This is a genomic window from Klebsiella sp. H-Nf2 (assembly GCF_002806645.1).
Taxonomy (GTDB): domain Bacteria; phylum Pseudomonadota; class Gammaproteobacteria; order Enterobacterales; family Enterobacteriaceae; genus Klebsiella; species Klebsiella variicola.
This window is the reverse complement of record NZ_PIBL01000002.1, coordinates 372,639-387,386: the sequence shown is the minus strand read 5'-3', so window position 1 is coordinate 387,386 and position 14,748 is coordinate 372,639. Positions and strand designations below refer to the sequence as shown.

Below are 14,748 nucleotides of genomic sequence, written 5' to 3'. Positions count from 1 at the left end.
TGTTAGAGGAATGCAATTATGGTAACGTTAACAAAAAACAAAACGCAGGGGGATTCGCTGCGATACATGATGTTAATCACAAAAGTTAACGTTAACATAATGAAGATGCGATCGCGATCAAATATTAACCGCGGCAGCGTTCAGGACGACGATAGCAGAAAATCGTTTCACTCTTTTACATCAGCGACTTAGTTGTATAGCCTGTACTCTGCAGCCACGGCGGAGGAAAAAATGGCGTCCCTGAAAGATGTAGCAAAACTGGCGAATGTATCTCTGATGACCGTCTCGCGGGCGCTGAACACCCCGGAGCGGTTAAAGCCGGAGACCCTGGCCCGCGTGCAGGCCGCTATCGCCGAGACCAACTACGTCCCCGACCTGTCGGCGAAGAAGATCCGTGGGGCGCGCGCCACCCCCAGCACCATCGGCGTGCTGGCGCTGGATACCGTCACCACGCCCTTTTCGGTGGAAATCACCCTCTCGATCGAAGAGACCGCCCGCGCCCATGGCTGGAACAGCTTTGTGGTCAACATGTTTTCGGACGATAGCCCGGAAGCGGTGGTCGACCTGCTCCTCTCCCACCGCCCGGACGGCATCATCTTCACCACCATGGGCCTGCGCCAGGTGCCGCTGCCGGACAAACTGCTGACCCTGCCCTGCGTGCTGGCCAACTGCGAAAGCCTCAGCCAGCCGGTGGCCAGCTATATCCCGGACGATGAACAGGGCCAGTACGACGCGGTAAAAGCCCTGCTTGCCGCTGGCTATCGTCGTCCGCTGTGCCTGCACTTACCCGCCAGCCAGCTGGCGACGATCCGCCGCCGCCAGGGGCTGGAGTGCGCCTGCCGGGAGGCGGGTATCGAACCGGACCATCTGATCCATTCGTATATGGGCCAGGGCGATGAGCATTACCACGATATCCCGGCGGTGGTGCTGGCGCATATCCGCGAGGGTAAACCTGGCTTTGACTCGGTGATCTGCGGCAACGATCGCATCGCGTTTATGGTCTATCAGACGCTGCTGGGCCAGGGGTTACGCATTCCCCAGGACGTGGCGGTGGTGGGATACGACAATATGGTGGGCATTGGCGATCTGTTTCTGCCGCCGCTCTCCACGGTGCAACTGCCGCACTACGACATCGGGCGCCTGAGCGCCCTGCATATCATTCATGGCGACAACCATCGGGAGACGCGCAAAGTCGCCAGCCCGTGGTTGCCGCGCGCCTCACATTAACGGTTACCGATGTTGCGCAGCTTCTCACCCGCCATCAGGTTGCGCTCAATGTGCTCGAGGGTGACATTCTTGGTTTCCGGGATCAGCCAGAAGGTGACGCCGATAAAGGCCACGTTGAGCACCGTGTAGAGCCAGAAGGTACCGGCGGCGCCAATCGCGTCAAGCAGCGTCAGGAAGGTGGCGCCGATGATCATGTTCGACACCCAGTTGGTGGTGGTCGAGCAGGTGATACCGAAGTCGCGGCATTTCAGCGGCTGGATCTCGGAGCAGAGGATCCACACCACCGGCGCCGCGCTCATCGCATACCCGGCAATACACATCATGGTCATGCCGACGGAAAGCCAGGAGAGGCCGCTGGAGGCTGTGCCATTGTCGAACTGCATCAGGCAGTAGCCCAGCACCAGGGTGCCCAGCGCCATCACGCTAAAGCCGATTTTCAGCGCCGGCTTGCGGCCCGCTTTATCCACCGTGAACACCGCGATAAAGGTGGCAAACATAAAGGTCAGGCCCACCACCAGGGTGGCGATCATCTGCTGTTCGGTAGTGGTAAAGCCCGCCATTTTAAAGATACGCGGCGCGTAGTACATGATGATGTTCATGCCGGTGAACTGCTGCATCGCCTGTAGCAGCATGCCAAGGAACACCGCCCGGCGCACGTTACGATTGATCTTAAACAATGCCCAGCCGCCCTGCTTCAGCTTCAGGCTCTCGCGGATCTCGTTAAGTTCATCGCGCGCCTTTTCCGAGGTATCGCGCAGCATCCGCAGCACCTCTTCCGCTTCGATATGGCGCCCCTTCTCCGCCAGCCAGCGCGGGCTGTTCGGCAAAAAGACCACCAGAATAATCAGGATCACCGCCGGCAGCGCCAGCACGCCTAACATGGCGCGCCAGTTACCGCTGTAGCTAAAGGCGGTATCGGAAAGAAACGCCAGCACAATGCCGAGGGTCACCATCAGCTGATACATACTGATCATTTTCCCGCGCACGTTCTCACTGGCCATCTCGGAGAGATACAACGGCGCGGTATAAGAAGCGATCCCGACGGCCACCCCCAACACCACGCGGGCCATCAGCAGCACCTCCACGCTGGCGGCAAAAGCGGAGCCGATAGAGCCGGCAACAAAGAGCACAGCCCCCGCCATCAGGCTGTATTTACGGCCAAGGCGGAACGACAGCCAGCCATTAAACAGCGCACCGATCGCCGCCCCCAACATCATACTGCTGACCACCCACTCCTGAAGCTGGCTGGATAAGGTGAAATGGTCGGTAATAAAGGGTAGCGCCCCGGATATCACGCCGATATCCAGGCCAAAGAGCAACCCCGCCACCGCCGCAGCGATAGAAACAAACCAGTTCATCCGCCGGGTGTCACGTTGCGTCCGCGGCGTTAATGCAGAGTCGTTACTGATTGAAGTCATTTTTATTCCTGCCACACAGAGAAAGACATAGGACGAAAGTACGTGACTGGCGGAGGAGTTTGTCAGGCTGGATAAGCCAAAGATATGGACTATTTTGCTGGCAGGAGAGGTTTTGTGATGGACATTAAACTTTCGAAGTAACAAAAAATGCCTTTGTCATAGTGAATAACCCTGTTCATACAGGGCAGTAACATTAATCAGGCGATATGGAATATGGACGATTATCACTTCTTGATATGGACAATAATTGCTCACTCGGCCGGTGCGATACTCACCGCCCCGGCCGTCGCGGAGGCGTTTAGCGCGCCAGCCAGCCGCCGTCCACCGCCACCGTGTAGCCATTGATGTAATCGGAAGCTGGGGAGGCAAGGAATACCACCGGCCCCATCAGATCGGCCGGCAGGCCCCAGCGCCCGGCGGGAATGCGGTCGAGAATTTCGCTGCTACGCTGCTCGTCGGCGCGCAGCTGCTGGGTGTTATTGGTCGCCATATACCCCGGGGCGATGGCGTTGACGTTGATATTGTGTTTGGCCCATTCGTTCGCCAGCAGGCGGGTCACGCCCATCACCGCGCTTTTGGACGCCGTATACGATGGCACGCGGATCCCGCCCTGGAATGACAGCATGGAGGCGATGTTAATGATTTTCCCGCCGTTGCCCTGGGCGATAAAGTGCTTCGCCGCCGCCTGGGACATGAAAAATACGCTCTTGATGTTCAGGTTCATGACGTCGTCCCAGTCCTTTTCGCTGAACGCCAGCGCGTCCTCACGGCGGATCAGCCCGGCGTTATTGACGAGAATATCAATATGGCCGAACTCGGCCACCGCACGCTCCAGCAGCTGGGGGATACCGTCGATCTGGCGCAGGTCGGCGGTCAGGCTGAGAAAGCGGCGTCCCAGCGCCGTCACCCGCTCGATGGTTTCCACTGGCTCAACGATATTGATACCAACAATATCGCAACCCGCTTCCGCCAGCCCGAGGGCCATCCCCTGACCTAAACCGGTATCGCATCCGCTCACGACGGCCACTTTTCCCTGCAGGGAGAATGCATCAAGAATCATAATGTGTTCCTTAATCGTTCAGAGCCTGCTGCATGCAGGCAAGGTTCTCTCGGCCCGGCCAACGCCGATGGCGGAGCTGAGCGTGGGGCGAACTCTCGGGCATAGCCCACCATAATGAAAATAAAACAGAGTTCCGTTTTGCTGATGGGAGCCATCTTAGCCTCGCCCCTTGTCATTTTCAATGATAATTAAAACGATGTTTCATTTTTTATGATGTCGATTGCAAAAAAAGAAAAAGCGAAGGCACCTGGCGGCACGCGCCGGGCCGGAAGCGATTTTAAAAGGATGATGATTCAATCGGTTGTCTGAAGAGACGGCAGAAGACAGGCAAACAGGCCGCTGAAAATGCGGGAATTACGCTGAACTGCGTGAAGCATCACAAATAATGAAACAATGTTTTGATAAATTAACACTCATCTTTTAAAACACATCACTCAGCGACACGCCTCTGGTCCAGCGGCATCGCAGGAAAGAAAGGAGCACTACATGGCTAAAGGCATGCGGGTCAAACTGAATTATCAGGTCAGCCACGATCCGGATACCGGAGCGGAAGTTACCCGCTTAACCCCTCCGGAGGTCACCTGTCATCGCAACTACTTCTATCAGAAGTGTTTTTTTAACGATGGCAGCCATTTACTGTTCGCCGGCGAGTTTGACGGCCACTGGAACTACTATCTGCTGAATATCGCCAGCGCCGAGGCCATCCAGCTGACGGAAGGCGCCGGGGATAACACCTTCGGCGGCTTCCTCTCCCCGGACGATAAGTCGCTTTATTACGTGAAAAATGACCGCACCCTGCTGGAGGTGAACCTGACCACCCTCGCCGAGCGCGAAGTTTATCGCGTCAGTGATGACTGGGTCGGCTACGGCACCTGGGTGGCAAACAGCGATTGCAGCAAACTGGTGGGCATTGAGATTGCGAAAAGTGACTGGACGCCGCTCAACGACTGGCAGATTTTCCATGACTTCTTCCACAAAGGACCGCACTGCCGCCTGCTGCGCGTCGACCTGCACAGCGGAGAGAGCCAGGTGATCCATGAGGAAAAAATCTGGCTGGGACACCCAATCTATCGTCCCTTCGACGACCACACCGTCGCCTTCTGCCATGAAGGGCCGCACGATCTGGTGGACGCCCGCATGTGGCTGGTCAATGAAGATGGCAGCCACGTCCGCAAAGTGAAAACGCATGCCCCGGGCGAAAGCTGCACCCATGAATTCTGGGTACCGGACGGTTCGGCGCTGATCTACGTCTCCTATCTGAAAGGTCAGCAGGGGCGGACTATCTATCGCTTTGATCCCGAAAGCGGCGTCAACGAGGCCCTGATGACGATGCCGGCCTGCTCGCATCTGATGAGCAATTTCGACGGCACGCTGCTGGTGGGCGATGGCTCAGGGACCCCGGTGGATGTCAAAGATACCGGCGGCTACTCCATTGATAACGATCCTTATCTGTATGTCTTTAACGTGGCGCAAAAACGCTACTTCCGCGTCGCGCGTCATGATACCTCGTGGGCGACGGTGGCCAACAGCCGTCAGGTGACTCACCCACACCCCTCGTTTACCCCGGACGACAGCGCCATTCTGTTCAGCTCCGATAAAGACGGTAAACCGGCCATCTATATCGCGAAATTACCCGAGCATCCGCCAATGCTCAGCGCCTGATCCACGCCACACGTCTTTCTGTCACTGGCCTTGCCCTCCTTCGCGGAGGGCTTTTTTGTCCCTTCTCTTTCACCCATAAAAAACCCCGGCTGACGGCGCCGGGGAAAACAAACGATGAGGGCTGAATGGTCTGTCAGAATGAGTAGGCGACCCCAACGCGGAAGCGGGTCTGACGATCGCTGCGGTCGTTCACCCCGACGTTGCCAATTTCACCATACGGTGACCAGTTGTTATCCAGCTTATAAGCCACCTTCACGTTATATTCCTGCGAGTAGGGTTTGTTGTCGTTACGGCTGACCCCCTCGGAACTGCGGGCATAGACATAGTTCAGCTCTGTACGCCAGTCGCCGAGCGCAAACCCGGCCCACGCGTCGCCGCGGTTAACTTTGTCATCATCTTTGCCGGCGTTGTTCGGATAGCGGGTGTATTCATAGCGATAGCGAGCGGCGACATAGAAGCCGTTGTCGAAGCTGTATTGCACGTGGAGGTGCGGCTTGTAGATGGAGCGGCTGTCGTTGCTCTCAATGGTAAATCCGGGGGTGAGGAAAAAGTTCGACGTTGCTTTCCAGCGCCAGCTGATGGTGTCTTCATGACCATTACCCACCACGTCTGAATAGGGCTGCGAACCGTTGTCGCCACCCGAACGCCATTTGGCCTCGACGGTAAAGCCTAACCCGTTGGCAAAACGGTGGGAAACGGAGACGCGGTCGGCATTACTTTTATCGCTCTTGCCGCCATCAATAAATTCATGACGTAAATCTATCGTTACCGCAGTCGCCGCAAAAGACATACCACAGAGGGCGGCCAGAACCAGAGATCGTTTTAACATAGGGTACCCCTTATAATAAATAAAATGTCATTTCGTTTTTATGAAACGTTATTTTATTTTTTAAGCAACTTAGTTTTAGTGACCAGGATCGTAGTTATTTGTTTCAAAAAATGTGGCACAACAAGACGTGACGGAGCTCAATAAATTCGCTGAGGGGAAAGTGAAATACAGGAGAAAAAGCAGGGTTCGGCAAAGCGCGGCGCATAAAAAAGCCTCCCGCAGGAGGCCATGGTCAGTGAGGTGTGACTGTCGTCGCGTCAGGCGCGCTCTACCGCCAGCGCCACGCCCTGACCGCCGCCGATGCACAGCGTCGCCAGCCCTTTACGGGCATCACGCTTGATCATTTCATGCACCAGCGACACCAGAATCCGGCAGCCGGAGGCGCCGATGGGGTGGCCGAGGGCGATAGCGCCGCCGTTGACATTGACCCGCCGTTCATCCCACTCCAGTACCCGGCCAACCGAGATCGCCTGAGCGGCAAAGGCCTCATTGGCTTCGATCAGATCGACGTCGTCCAGCCGCCAGCCGGCCCGCTCCAGACAGCGACGGGTGGCGTGCACCGGGGCAATACCCATCAGCGCCGGATCGACCCCGACGCTGGCGAAGGCGCGGATCCGCGCGAGGATCGGCAGCCCCAGTTCAAGGGCTTTGGCTTCACTCATCATCATGACCGCCGCCGCGCCGTCGTTGATGCTGGAGGCGTTGCCGGCGGTCACTGACCCGAGGCGGTCGAAGGTAGGCTGCAGGCTGGCCAGCCCTTCCGCGCTGGCATCCACCCGCGGCTGTTCATCGGTATCCACAGCGCGCGCGGCGCCGTTATGCTCGGTGATAACCGGGACAATCTCGTCGCGAAAGCGGCCGGAATCAATCGCCTTGCGTGCCTTGTGCTGTGAGCTGAGCGCCCAGGCATCCTGCAGTTCGCGGCTGATGCCGTATTCCCGGGCGAGGTTTTCCGCCGTGACGCCCATATGATAATCGTTGAAGGCATCCCACAGGCCGTCATGCACCAGGCTGTCAATCAGCTGGCTATTGCCCAACTGGGCGCCGGTGCGGCTGTCGGTGAGCACATGCGGGGCGCGGCTCATGTTCTCCTGGCCGCCGGCGATCACCACATCCGCTTCCCCACACTGGATCGCCTGGGTGGCGAGGTGCAAAGCCTTCAGGCCGGAACCGCAGACGTCGTTGATGGTAATGGCCGATACGGTGTTAGGCAGCCCGCCGCGAATTGCGGACTGCCGCGCGGGGTTTTGCCCGGTACCGGCGGTCAGCACCTGGCCGAGGATCACCTCATCCACACTCTGCGGATCGATCCCTGTCTGCTCAACCAACGCTTTCAACACCACGCTCCCCAGCTCGACGGCTGAATGGCGCGATAAGGCGCCCTGAAAGCAGCCAATCGGCGTTCGCAGCGCCCCGACGATCACGACATCCTTCATCCTCTACCCCTGCCCGTGCTTTTGCGCAAAGAAACAGCGATATACTAGATAATTGTTATCAAAAAACTTTGTAATTGTTTAAAAAAAGTGAAGCCAATCACAAAGAAACCGCTTTTTATTAACGTTCACGCCGCTGCAGATGCTCGCGCAACCAGCTGCCAGCTGCCCCCGGCGGCGTTTTCTTATTCCACAGCAGATCGACCGAAATCGCCCGCGGCCAGCCGGGAATATCAAGCGCCACCAGCCCGCCCTGTGGGGCAAACTCCGCCACCAGCGCACAGGGCAGAATGCACCAGCCAAATCCCTGTACTGCCATGCTGAGCAGCAGCAGGTAGTTTGGCGCCGACCAGACCTGACCTGCGGCAGGTTCGGTGGCGCTGGCCAGAAAGGTGCTCAACCGCAGCTCACGCCAGCTGCGCAGCTCATCCCAGACGACCTTGCCCTGCGCCGCCAGCGGATGGTCAGGCGCCACGTAAATGCCCATCGCCGTCTGCAGCGGCAGGCGGGTGCTGCCGATGTCGGTCGGGTAGCGATCTCTGGCCTCAATCAGCCCCACCTGGGCGCGGGCTTTTTGCAGGAGATCGATCACATCCTCGTCTTCGCCAATCAAACACTCAAACTCGGTGTGGGGGAAGCGGCGGTCAAACTGCACCAGCAGATCTTCCAGCACGTCCGGGTGCAGGGTGTCCGAGAGGACGAAGGTCAGCCGCGGTTCCGTTTCACCGGAGAGCGACACCGCCAGCTCATCCAACCGCTCGCTGGCGGCGAGGATCGCTTTGACATAGCTCAGCACCTGCTCCCCCTGTGGCGTCAGCGTCGGCTGCCGCGTTGCCCTGTCAAAGAGGGTCACGCCGAGATCGGCCTCCAGGTTGGCGATAGCGGTACTGATCGTCGACTGGCTTTTACGCAGGCGACGGGCGGCGGCGGAAAACGATCCGCTGTCGACCGCCTCCACAAAGGCGGTTAACGCTTCCGGGGAATAACGCATAATCTATCTACTTTATCGATGGTTTCTATCTTTTGTTTATCATATTTTTCCATAAAATGCCGGGTAATTTCCTGTTCAGGCTATAACTGGAGGTCGCTCGCCATGCAACAGATCCCTCATCAGCGCAAGACGCTCACGGAACGCGTTATCCACGCCATCACCTTCGAAGGACTGGCGACGCTGATCCTCGCCCCTACCGCCGCCTGGCTGATGCAGCGCTCGGTCGTCGAGATGGGCGGGCTGAGCATTCTGCTCGCCACCCTGGCGATGGTATGGAACATCATCTATAACGCGGCGTTCGATCGCCTGTGGCCGGTCTCCCGCTTTCCCCGCCAGCTGAAAGTACGTGCGCTGCACGCGCTGGGCTTTGAGACCGGATTCGTCATCATTGGCGTCACCATGGTGGCCATCGTGCTGGGCGTATCGCTGCTGCAGGCGTTTATGCTGGAGATCGGCTTCATGCTCTTCTTCCTGCCCTACACCATGGCGTTTAACTGGGTATGGGACACTCTGCGCGAGCGCGTTATCCGCCGCCGCCGCCCACGCCAGCCGGCGCGCGGGTAGTGCCCCGGGCGGATCCTCCTCGATCCGCCGCGACTTTATCACCAAAAACTATCGCAACAGACGAACCATAAATATGGTAAATTGCACTCCTTTTTTTTGGTTTACCGGTTGATAAAGTCGCATAATGTCTAAAATTTGGTCTAAAGAAGAAACTCTATGGAGTTTTGCCTTATATGGCACTGCAGTAGGCGCTGGGACGCTATTTCTACCGATCCAGCTGGGTTCGGCTGGCGCCATTGTCCTTTTCATCACCGCGCTGGTCGCCTGGCCGCTCACCTACTGGCCTCACAAAGCGCTGAGCCAGTTTATTCTCTCGGCCAATATCGCGCCGGGAACCGGGATCACCGGCGCAGTCAATCACTACTATGGTAAGAAAATTGGCAATCTGATCACCGGCCTCTATTTCCTCGCCTTCTTCGTCGTGGTGCTCATCTATGCCGTGGCCATCACCAACTCGCTGGCCGAGCAGGTGGCGCACCGTACGCCGGTGACCCCCGCGCTGCGCGCGCTACTGAGCCTGGGCGTCGTGCTGGTCCTCAACCTGATCTTTCTCATGGGACGGCAGGTCACCATCAGGGTAATGGGCTTTCTGGTCTTCCCGCTTATCGCCTGCTTCCTGTTTCTCTCCCTCTATTTAATCCGCGACTGGCATCCCGAGCACCTCACCAGCCAGATGCAGTTCAGCACCCACACGCTCCACCAGATCTGGATCTCCATTCCCGTGATGGTTTTCGCTTTTAGCCATACGCCGATCATTTCTACTTTTGCTATCGACCAGCAGGAGAAACATGGCGACCTGGCCATGGGTAAATGCAAAAAAATCATGAAGGTGGCCTACACCATCATCTGCGCCAGCGTGCTGTTTTTCGTCTTCAGCTGTCTGCTGGCGATCCCGGCGACCTATATTGAAAGCGCCCGCGATCAGGGGGTGACCATCCTCTCCGCCCTGTCGATGGTGCCAGGCGCCCCCGGCTGGCTGGCGGTGACCGGCATCATCGTCGCCGTGGTCGCCATGTCGAAATCCTTCCTTGGCACCTACTTCGGGGTGATTGAAGGCGCCAGCGAAATCGTCAAGAGTTCGCTGGCGCTGGTCGGCGTGCGTAAGAGCCGCGCTTTCAATCGGGCGATGTCGATCCTGCTGGTCTCCGCCTTCACCTTTGCGGTGTGCTTTATCAACCCGAATGCCATTTCGATGATCTACGCCATCAGCGGGCCGCTTATCGCCATGATCCTGTTTATCATGCCCACGCTGTCCACCTGGCTTATTCCGGCGCTTAAACCGTACCGCTCGGTGGGTAACGCCATTACGCTGGTGGTCGGCCTGCTCTGCGTTTCAGTGATGTTCTTCGGCTAATCGCCTCTGGCGGCAGCGGCTTATCTGAGCCGCTGCCGCACATTCTGACAACATTCTCGCCCTTCCCTTTCCCCTGAGCGGATTACACTTACGGCTTAGTCACCGTAAGGAGAGTTCGTATGTCCAGTGTCACCTTATCCGGTCGCGGCACGCTCGGCGATCGCCAGGTTTATCGGTTGGGTTATGGCGCGATGCAGCTGGCCGGCCCCGGCGTCTTCGGCCCGCCGAAAGATCCCGAGGAGGCGGTGCGCGTCCTGCAGGCCGCCGTCGAGGCCGGGGTAAACCATATCGATACCTCTGATTTTTACGGTCCGCATGTGACCAATCAACTGATCCGCAAAGCGCTCCATCCCTATCCTGACGACCTGTGTATTGTCACCAAGGTTAGCGCCCGCCGCGACGAGAAGGGCAACTGGCTGCCGGCCATGTCGCCTGCCGAACTGACCCAGGCCGTCGAGGATAATTTGCGTAACCTGGGGCTCGACGTGCTGGAGGTGGTGAACCTGCGCAGTATGCTCAGCCCTCACGGCCCGGTGGAAGGCTCGCTGGAGGCGCCGCTCACTACCCTGCTGGAGCTCAAAGCGCGGGGATTGATCCGCCATATCGGCCTCAGCAACGTGACGGCAAAACAGGTCGCGGATGCGCAGAAAATGACGCCCATCGTCTGCGTGCAAAACCTCTATAACATTGCCCATCGCGCCGACGACGCGCTGATCGATGCGCTGGCCGCGCAGCACATCGCGTGGGTGCCCTTCTTCCCGCTGGGCGGTTTTACGCCGTTGCAGGCGCAGGAGCTGAACGAGGTCGCAGCCTCGCTTGAGGCGACGCCGATGCAGGTCGCCCTGGCCTGGCTGCTTCAGCGTTCACCGAATATTCTGCTGATCCCCGGCACGTCATCCCGCACGCATCTGGCGGAAAATATTGCCGCCGCGCAGCTGGTCCTGCCGGCAGACGCCCTGCGCATCCTCGATAATATCGCCACCAGCGCACGCCCCTGACCCGTGGGGAGAAAGGGGGGAACGACATCTATCCTTAATATTTGCCTGGAAAAACCTCAACACTGCTGGCACTATAGATCTTACAAATGGGGTGTGATCGACGATCGTTTTCTCATTATCCCCGTTAATCAAACTACTGTTTTTATCCTTCGACCGGTCTCCAGCATGGAGGCCGTTGTCGTTTTTGTCATGACCAAAATTTGAAACTCTTGATTACAGGAAACACAATATCGAATTCCAAGTTTATACATATCAATCTGGCTGCAAAGATAGTCAATAACATCAAACGCTCATAAAAACATCTGATTAACCCAATCAGAATGTTGCTATTGCTATAAGAAAAATCAAACGCCTCACGACAACTATTTACAAGGGAAGCACATGACAGAGGGAACGATAAAGACCAGTAAGTATGAAATTATTGCTATTTTCAGAGAGGAGTTGCGCAAACGTACTGAAATTGAAATATTTTTTAACAACACTAGTATCGTAACCCAACTGACACGTGTGGATTTTGCCGAGTTCCATATTCAGACCCATCGCAAAATCCCGCCGGGGCATAAAATTCGCTTTCTCCTGCATAGCGATTCAGGGAAAATTGAGTTTAATGCACCCCTGACAAAACATGACAATAGCGGTGTGGATAAAGGTATCCGCTACGCCTTTTCTTTGCCTGAATGTCTGCAGGTCGTACAGCGCCGCCGCGATCCCCGCTTTCGTTTACGCCACGAACATGACTTTTATTGCCGTGGTCGCCATAAAAATGGCGAAAACTATCTTTTCGATATCAAAGACATTTCAGATGGCGGCTGCGCATTGATCACCAGGACGCCGAATCTGAAATTTCTCAACCATAACGCCTTGCTGAAAAATGCTGTGCTGATGCTTGCGGAATATGGTGAGATCACCATCGACCTGGTGGTAAAGAATGTCATTGTTATCACCCTTGATGACGCCAATGAAGAGAGTGAAAGCTACTACCAGATATCCTGTCAGTTTAAGTTTCGCCATCTCGACGACCAGCGCAGAATAGAGAAGATACTGCTGGACCTGATCTTAGAAGCCAAGCGCAAAAAGAGAATCTGATACCCTTGGACAGTATATTGCTGTACTCCAATGATAATCTCATTGGTCACTCAATCTATCACTACCTTATTGATAGCCATGAAAATACCACGCGTCTGGGTTATGGCGATGTTATCCATGGGAAACATCTACCTCTGGCCCAGACGGTTATTTTCAATTTAATTAATAAGGATATTTCTGCCATCAGAATCGTCGACCTGCTGAACGCGCTCCGCCTTTCCCTGCAGCGCTGCCAGCAGCCGGTGCTGGTAGTAAAAAGCGACATTGCCGGGCTGTGCAGAGAGTTGATAACTGTTGATAATGCTATGATTATTAGCGAAAAATGTCCGTTATCTATTTTTTCTTCTATCGTCAAGCGCGCAGAGGGTGCCAGCGAGCTGCCACCGCGAAGGTTGCGCAAACAGCTTTCGCCGCGGGAGTGCCAGATCCTCGAATTGCTGATTGCCAACAATAATAACAAGCGCATTGCCGCCCTGCTCGGCATTGCCCATAAAACGGTTCACAGCCATCGTATCCATATCATGCAAAAGCTGGGCATTGATAATTCCCGCGCGATGAACCAGCGTATTGCCGCACTCCATCAATGTTAAATTATGCTCCAGTAAATCAATAGCGGATAAAGCGTACTTATTCGCTGTTGATTTACATTTCCTGCCATTCCCATTAATCATCAGGTAGCCTATAATTAGTGTATCCTCTGCCTATTGTCTGACTAACCTCGTGATGAGGGATAATGAACACTAAAATAACCGAAGACAACATTTTATCTCGTAATGATATCGCTGTACGCTACGTCTTTCAGAAAATGTTTTCCCCACAAGGTACCTTAGTCGCGGTCGAATGCCTGAGCCGCTTCGATAATCTTCCCGTCTCTCCTGAATACTTTTTTCGTCATGCTACCGCGGCGGTTCGTGAGCGTATTTTTCTCGAGCAACTGGCATTGATTGAAAAACATAAAGAATGGTTTTTACGCAACAACATTTCCGCCACGATTAACGTCGATGACCATATCCTGAATCTGCTGCGCCAGAAGGAAATAAAAGATAAAATTACCGCACTCACCTGCGTCCATTTTGAAGTGACCGAAAACGCCGAGAATCTTCTCAATAATTCCCTGGCCGCCTGGCAAAGCCCGCAAGATACCTCGCTGTGGCTCGACGACTTCGGCTCAGGCTATGCGGGGATTAACGCCATCAGAGGTTATCATTTTGACTATGTCAAAATTGATAAAGATTTTTTCTGGCATCTGATGCGCAAAGAGTCCGGCCGCCAGTTGATGGATGCGCTGGTGACCTTTTTATCCCGCAATCATCACAATGTGATTATTGAAGGTGTGGAAAGCGAAGCCCATAAAAAATGGCTGCAGGGAATGGAGTGGTTTGCCATTCAGGGGCATTACTGGCAGGAAGTTAGTATTGAACAACTGGTCGCTGACGATATTCGCAGATAAAAAAGCCGGGGATTTCCCGGCTTTTTTACATTGCTTAATTATAAACTAATTCCCACGTTGCCCAGCTGGTAATCGGTCCGCTAGTGGCACTTTTTGGCGTTGGGGAAACGTAGCCCACGTAATAGGTAAACAAGCCACCGCTGACCGCGCTTTCCTGCAAATGCACCTGATTTTGCTGCGGGTCCGTCGGGACAATTTTATTACTTTTATCCAGCGTATTATTATCATTGGTCGACAGTGCCAGATAAATATTCTGCGCCCCATCTGGCAAGGTATTGGCCAGATAGCCCGCATTCTCATTCCCAACCGCCGTCAGTAAAAAACCGTCGATCCAGCGAACGCTGACACGTCGCACTTCGTCCTGCGAGGCGGCCCCGCCATCATGGCGCAACTGGCAGTTTGACAGCGCCAGGGTAAAAGACTGCGGCTTCATAAACGCCCCGGCCCCGCGATCATGTACTTCCGCCAGACTGACCGGCGCCAGCCAGACGTTGCCATTGCCGGCATGCTGACCGCCATTCAGCGCGACGCTGCAGGAGATATCCGTCACCCGCCCGGCAAATTCGACCCGTCCGCGGTCATAATTAGTCTCGAAACCCCACGCCGAGGGGGCGGCGAGGCTGCCGCAGAATAGCAGCCACGCGATAGTGTGTTTCGGCAATCCCTTCATTCCCCC

At 55.7% G+C, this 14,748-nt stretch carries 15 protein-coding genes; 8 read left to right on the top strand and 7 right to left on the bottom strand.

Annotated features, from left to right (window positions below):
- Nucleotides 1-2: 2 nt before the first annotated feature.
- A complete protein-coding gene (locus CWM58_RS28505; protein WP_046621754.1) occupies nucleotides 3-137 on the bottom strand; it encodes a hypothetical protein in 135 nt (44 codons plus the stop codon).
- Nucleotides 138-231: 94 nt separating this feature from the next.
- On the opposite strand from CWM58_RS28505, the gene CWM58_RS08605 reads away from it, so the two are divergent.
- Entirely contained in the window at nucleotides 232-1,227 is a 996-nt protein-coding gene (locus tag CWM58_RS08605; protein WP_100680738.1) for a LacI family DNA-binding transcriptional regulator, read from the top strand.
- On the opposite strand, the gene araE is transcribed toward CWM58_RS08605, so the two are convergent.
- Together araE and kduD are read right to left on the bottom strand one after the other, a co-directional pair.
- Nucleotides 1,224-2,645, bottom strand: a complete 1,422-nt coding sequence (gene araE, locus CWM58_RS08600) for an arabinose-proton symporter AraE (protein WP_061153401.1) — start codon at nucleotides 2,643-2,645, stop codon at nucleotides 1,224-1,226. The genes CWM58_RS08605 and araE overlap by 4 nt on opposite strands.
- A gap of 298 nt (nucleotides 2,646-2,943) precedes the next feature.
- A complete protein-coding gene (kduD, locus tag CWM58_RS08595; protein WP_057213035.1) occupies nucleotides 2,944-3,705 on the bottom strand; it encodes a 2-dehydro-3-deoxy-D-gluconate 5-dehydrogenase KduD in 762 nt (253 codons plus the stop codon).
- Between the two features lie 486 nt (nucleotides 3,706-4,191).
- On the opposite strand from kduD, the gene CWM58_RS08590 reads away from it, so the two are divergent.
- Complete coding sequence (locus CWM58_RS08590; protein ID WP_012967272.1) at nucleotides 4,192-5,367, top strand: oligogalacturonate lyase family protein; 1,176 nt, start codon at nucleotides 4,192-4,194, stop codon at nucleotides 5,365-5,367.
- A 133-nt stretch (nucleotides 5,368-5,500) separates the two neighbouring features.
- Here the strand turns inward: CWM58_RS08590 and ompK26 are convergent, their stop codons facing one another.
- The 3 genes from ompK26 to CWM58_RS08575 form a co-directional block, all read right to left on the bottom strand.
- A complete protein-coding gene (gene ompK26, locus CWM58_RS08585; protein WP_012967271.1) occupies nucleotides 5,501-6,196 on the bottom strand; it encodes a KdgM family porin OmpK26 in 696 nt (231 codons plus the stop codon).
- A gap of 257 nt (nucleotides 6,197-6,453) precedes the next feature.
- Nucleotides 6,454-7,632 (bottom strand): acetyl-CoA C-acetyltransferase, encoded by a 1,179-nt coding sequence (locus CWM58_RS08580; protein WP_100680737.1) that lies wholly within the window; start codon nucleotides 7,630-7,632, stop codon nucleotides 6,454-6,456.
- Between the two features lie 118 nt (nucleotides 7,633-7,750).
- The gene (locus CWM58_RS08575) at nucleotides 7,751-8,620 is read right to left on the bottom strand and encodes a LysR family transcriptional regulator (RefSeq protein ID WP_100680736.1); all 870 of its coding nucleotides are present in this window, start codon (nucleotides 8,618-8,620) and stop codon (nucleotides 7,751-7,753) included.
- A 102-nt stretch (nucleotides 8,621-8,722) separates the two neighbouring features.
- Between CWM58_RS08575 and CWM58_RS08570 the strand changes: the two genes are divergently transcribed.
- The 6 genes from CWM58_RS08570 (at nucleotide 8,723) to mkrJ (ending at nucleotide 14,072) form a co-directional block, all read left to right on the top strand.
- Nucleotides 8,723-9,184 (top strand): multidrug/biocide efflux PACE transporter, encoded by a 462-nt coding sequence (locus CWM58_RS08570; RefSeq protein ID WP_061153397.1) that lies wholly within the window; start codon nucleotides 8,723-8,725, stop codon nucleotides 9,182-9,184.
- Between the two features lie 124 nt (nucleotides 9,185-9,308).
- A complete protein-coding gene (locus CWM58_RS08565) occupies nucleotides 9,309-10,538 on the top strand; it encodes an amino acid permease (RefSeq protein WP_061153396.1) in 1,230 nt (409 codons plus the stop codon).
- Nucleotides 10,539-10,657: 119 nt separating this feature from the next.
- Entirely contained in the window at nucleotides 10,658-11,536 is an 879-nt protein-coding gene (locus tag CWM58_RS08560; RefSeq protein ID WP_100680735.1) for an aldo/keto reductase family oxidoreductase, read from the top strand.
- A 381-nt stretch (nucleotides 11,537-11,917) separates the two neighbouring features.
- Nucleotides 11,918-12,622: a transcriptional activator MrkH gene (gene mrkH, locus CWM58_RS08555; RefSeq protein ID WP_061153394.1), complete on the top strand. Its 705-nt coding sequence runs from the start codon at nucleotides 11,918-11,920 to the stop codon at nucleotides 12,620-12,622.
- A gap of 17 nt (nucleotides 12,623-12,639) precedes the next feature.
- Nucleotides 12,640-13,212 (top strand): LuxR C-terminal-related transcriptional regulator, encoded by a 573-nt coding sequence (locus tag CWM58_RS08550; protein WP_100680734.1) that lies wholly within the window; start codon nucleotides 12,640-12,642, stop codon nucleotides 13,210-13,212.
- Between the two features lie 143 nt (nucleotides 13,213-13,355).
- On the top strand, nucleotides 13,356-14,072 hold the full coding sequence (gene mkrJ, locus CWM58_RS08545; RefSeq protein WP_074387641.1) for a phosphodiesterase MrkJ: 717 nt from the start codon (nucleotides 13,356-13,358) through the stop codon (nucleotides 14,070-14,072).
- A gap of 34 nt (nucleotides 14,073-14,106) precedes the next feature.
- On the opposite strand, the gene mrkF is transcribed toward mkrJ, so the two are convergent.
- Nucleotides 14,107-14,742, bottom strand: coding sequence for a type 3 fimbria minor subunit MrkF (gene mrkF / locus CWM58_RS08540; protein WP_049008697.1), 636 nt, complete (start codon nucleotides 14,740-14,742; stop codon nucleotides 14,107-14,109).
- Nucleotides 14,743-14,748 lie beyond the last annotated feature (6 nt).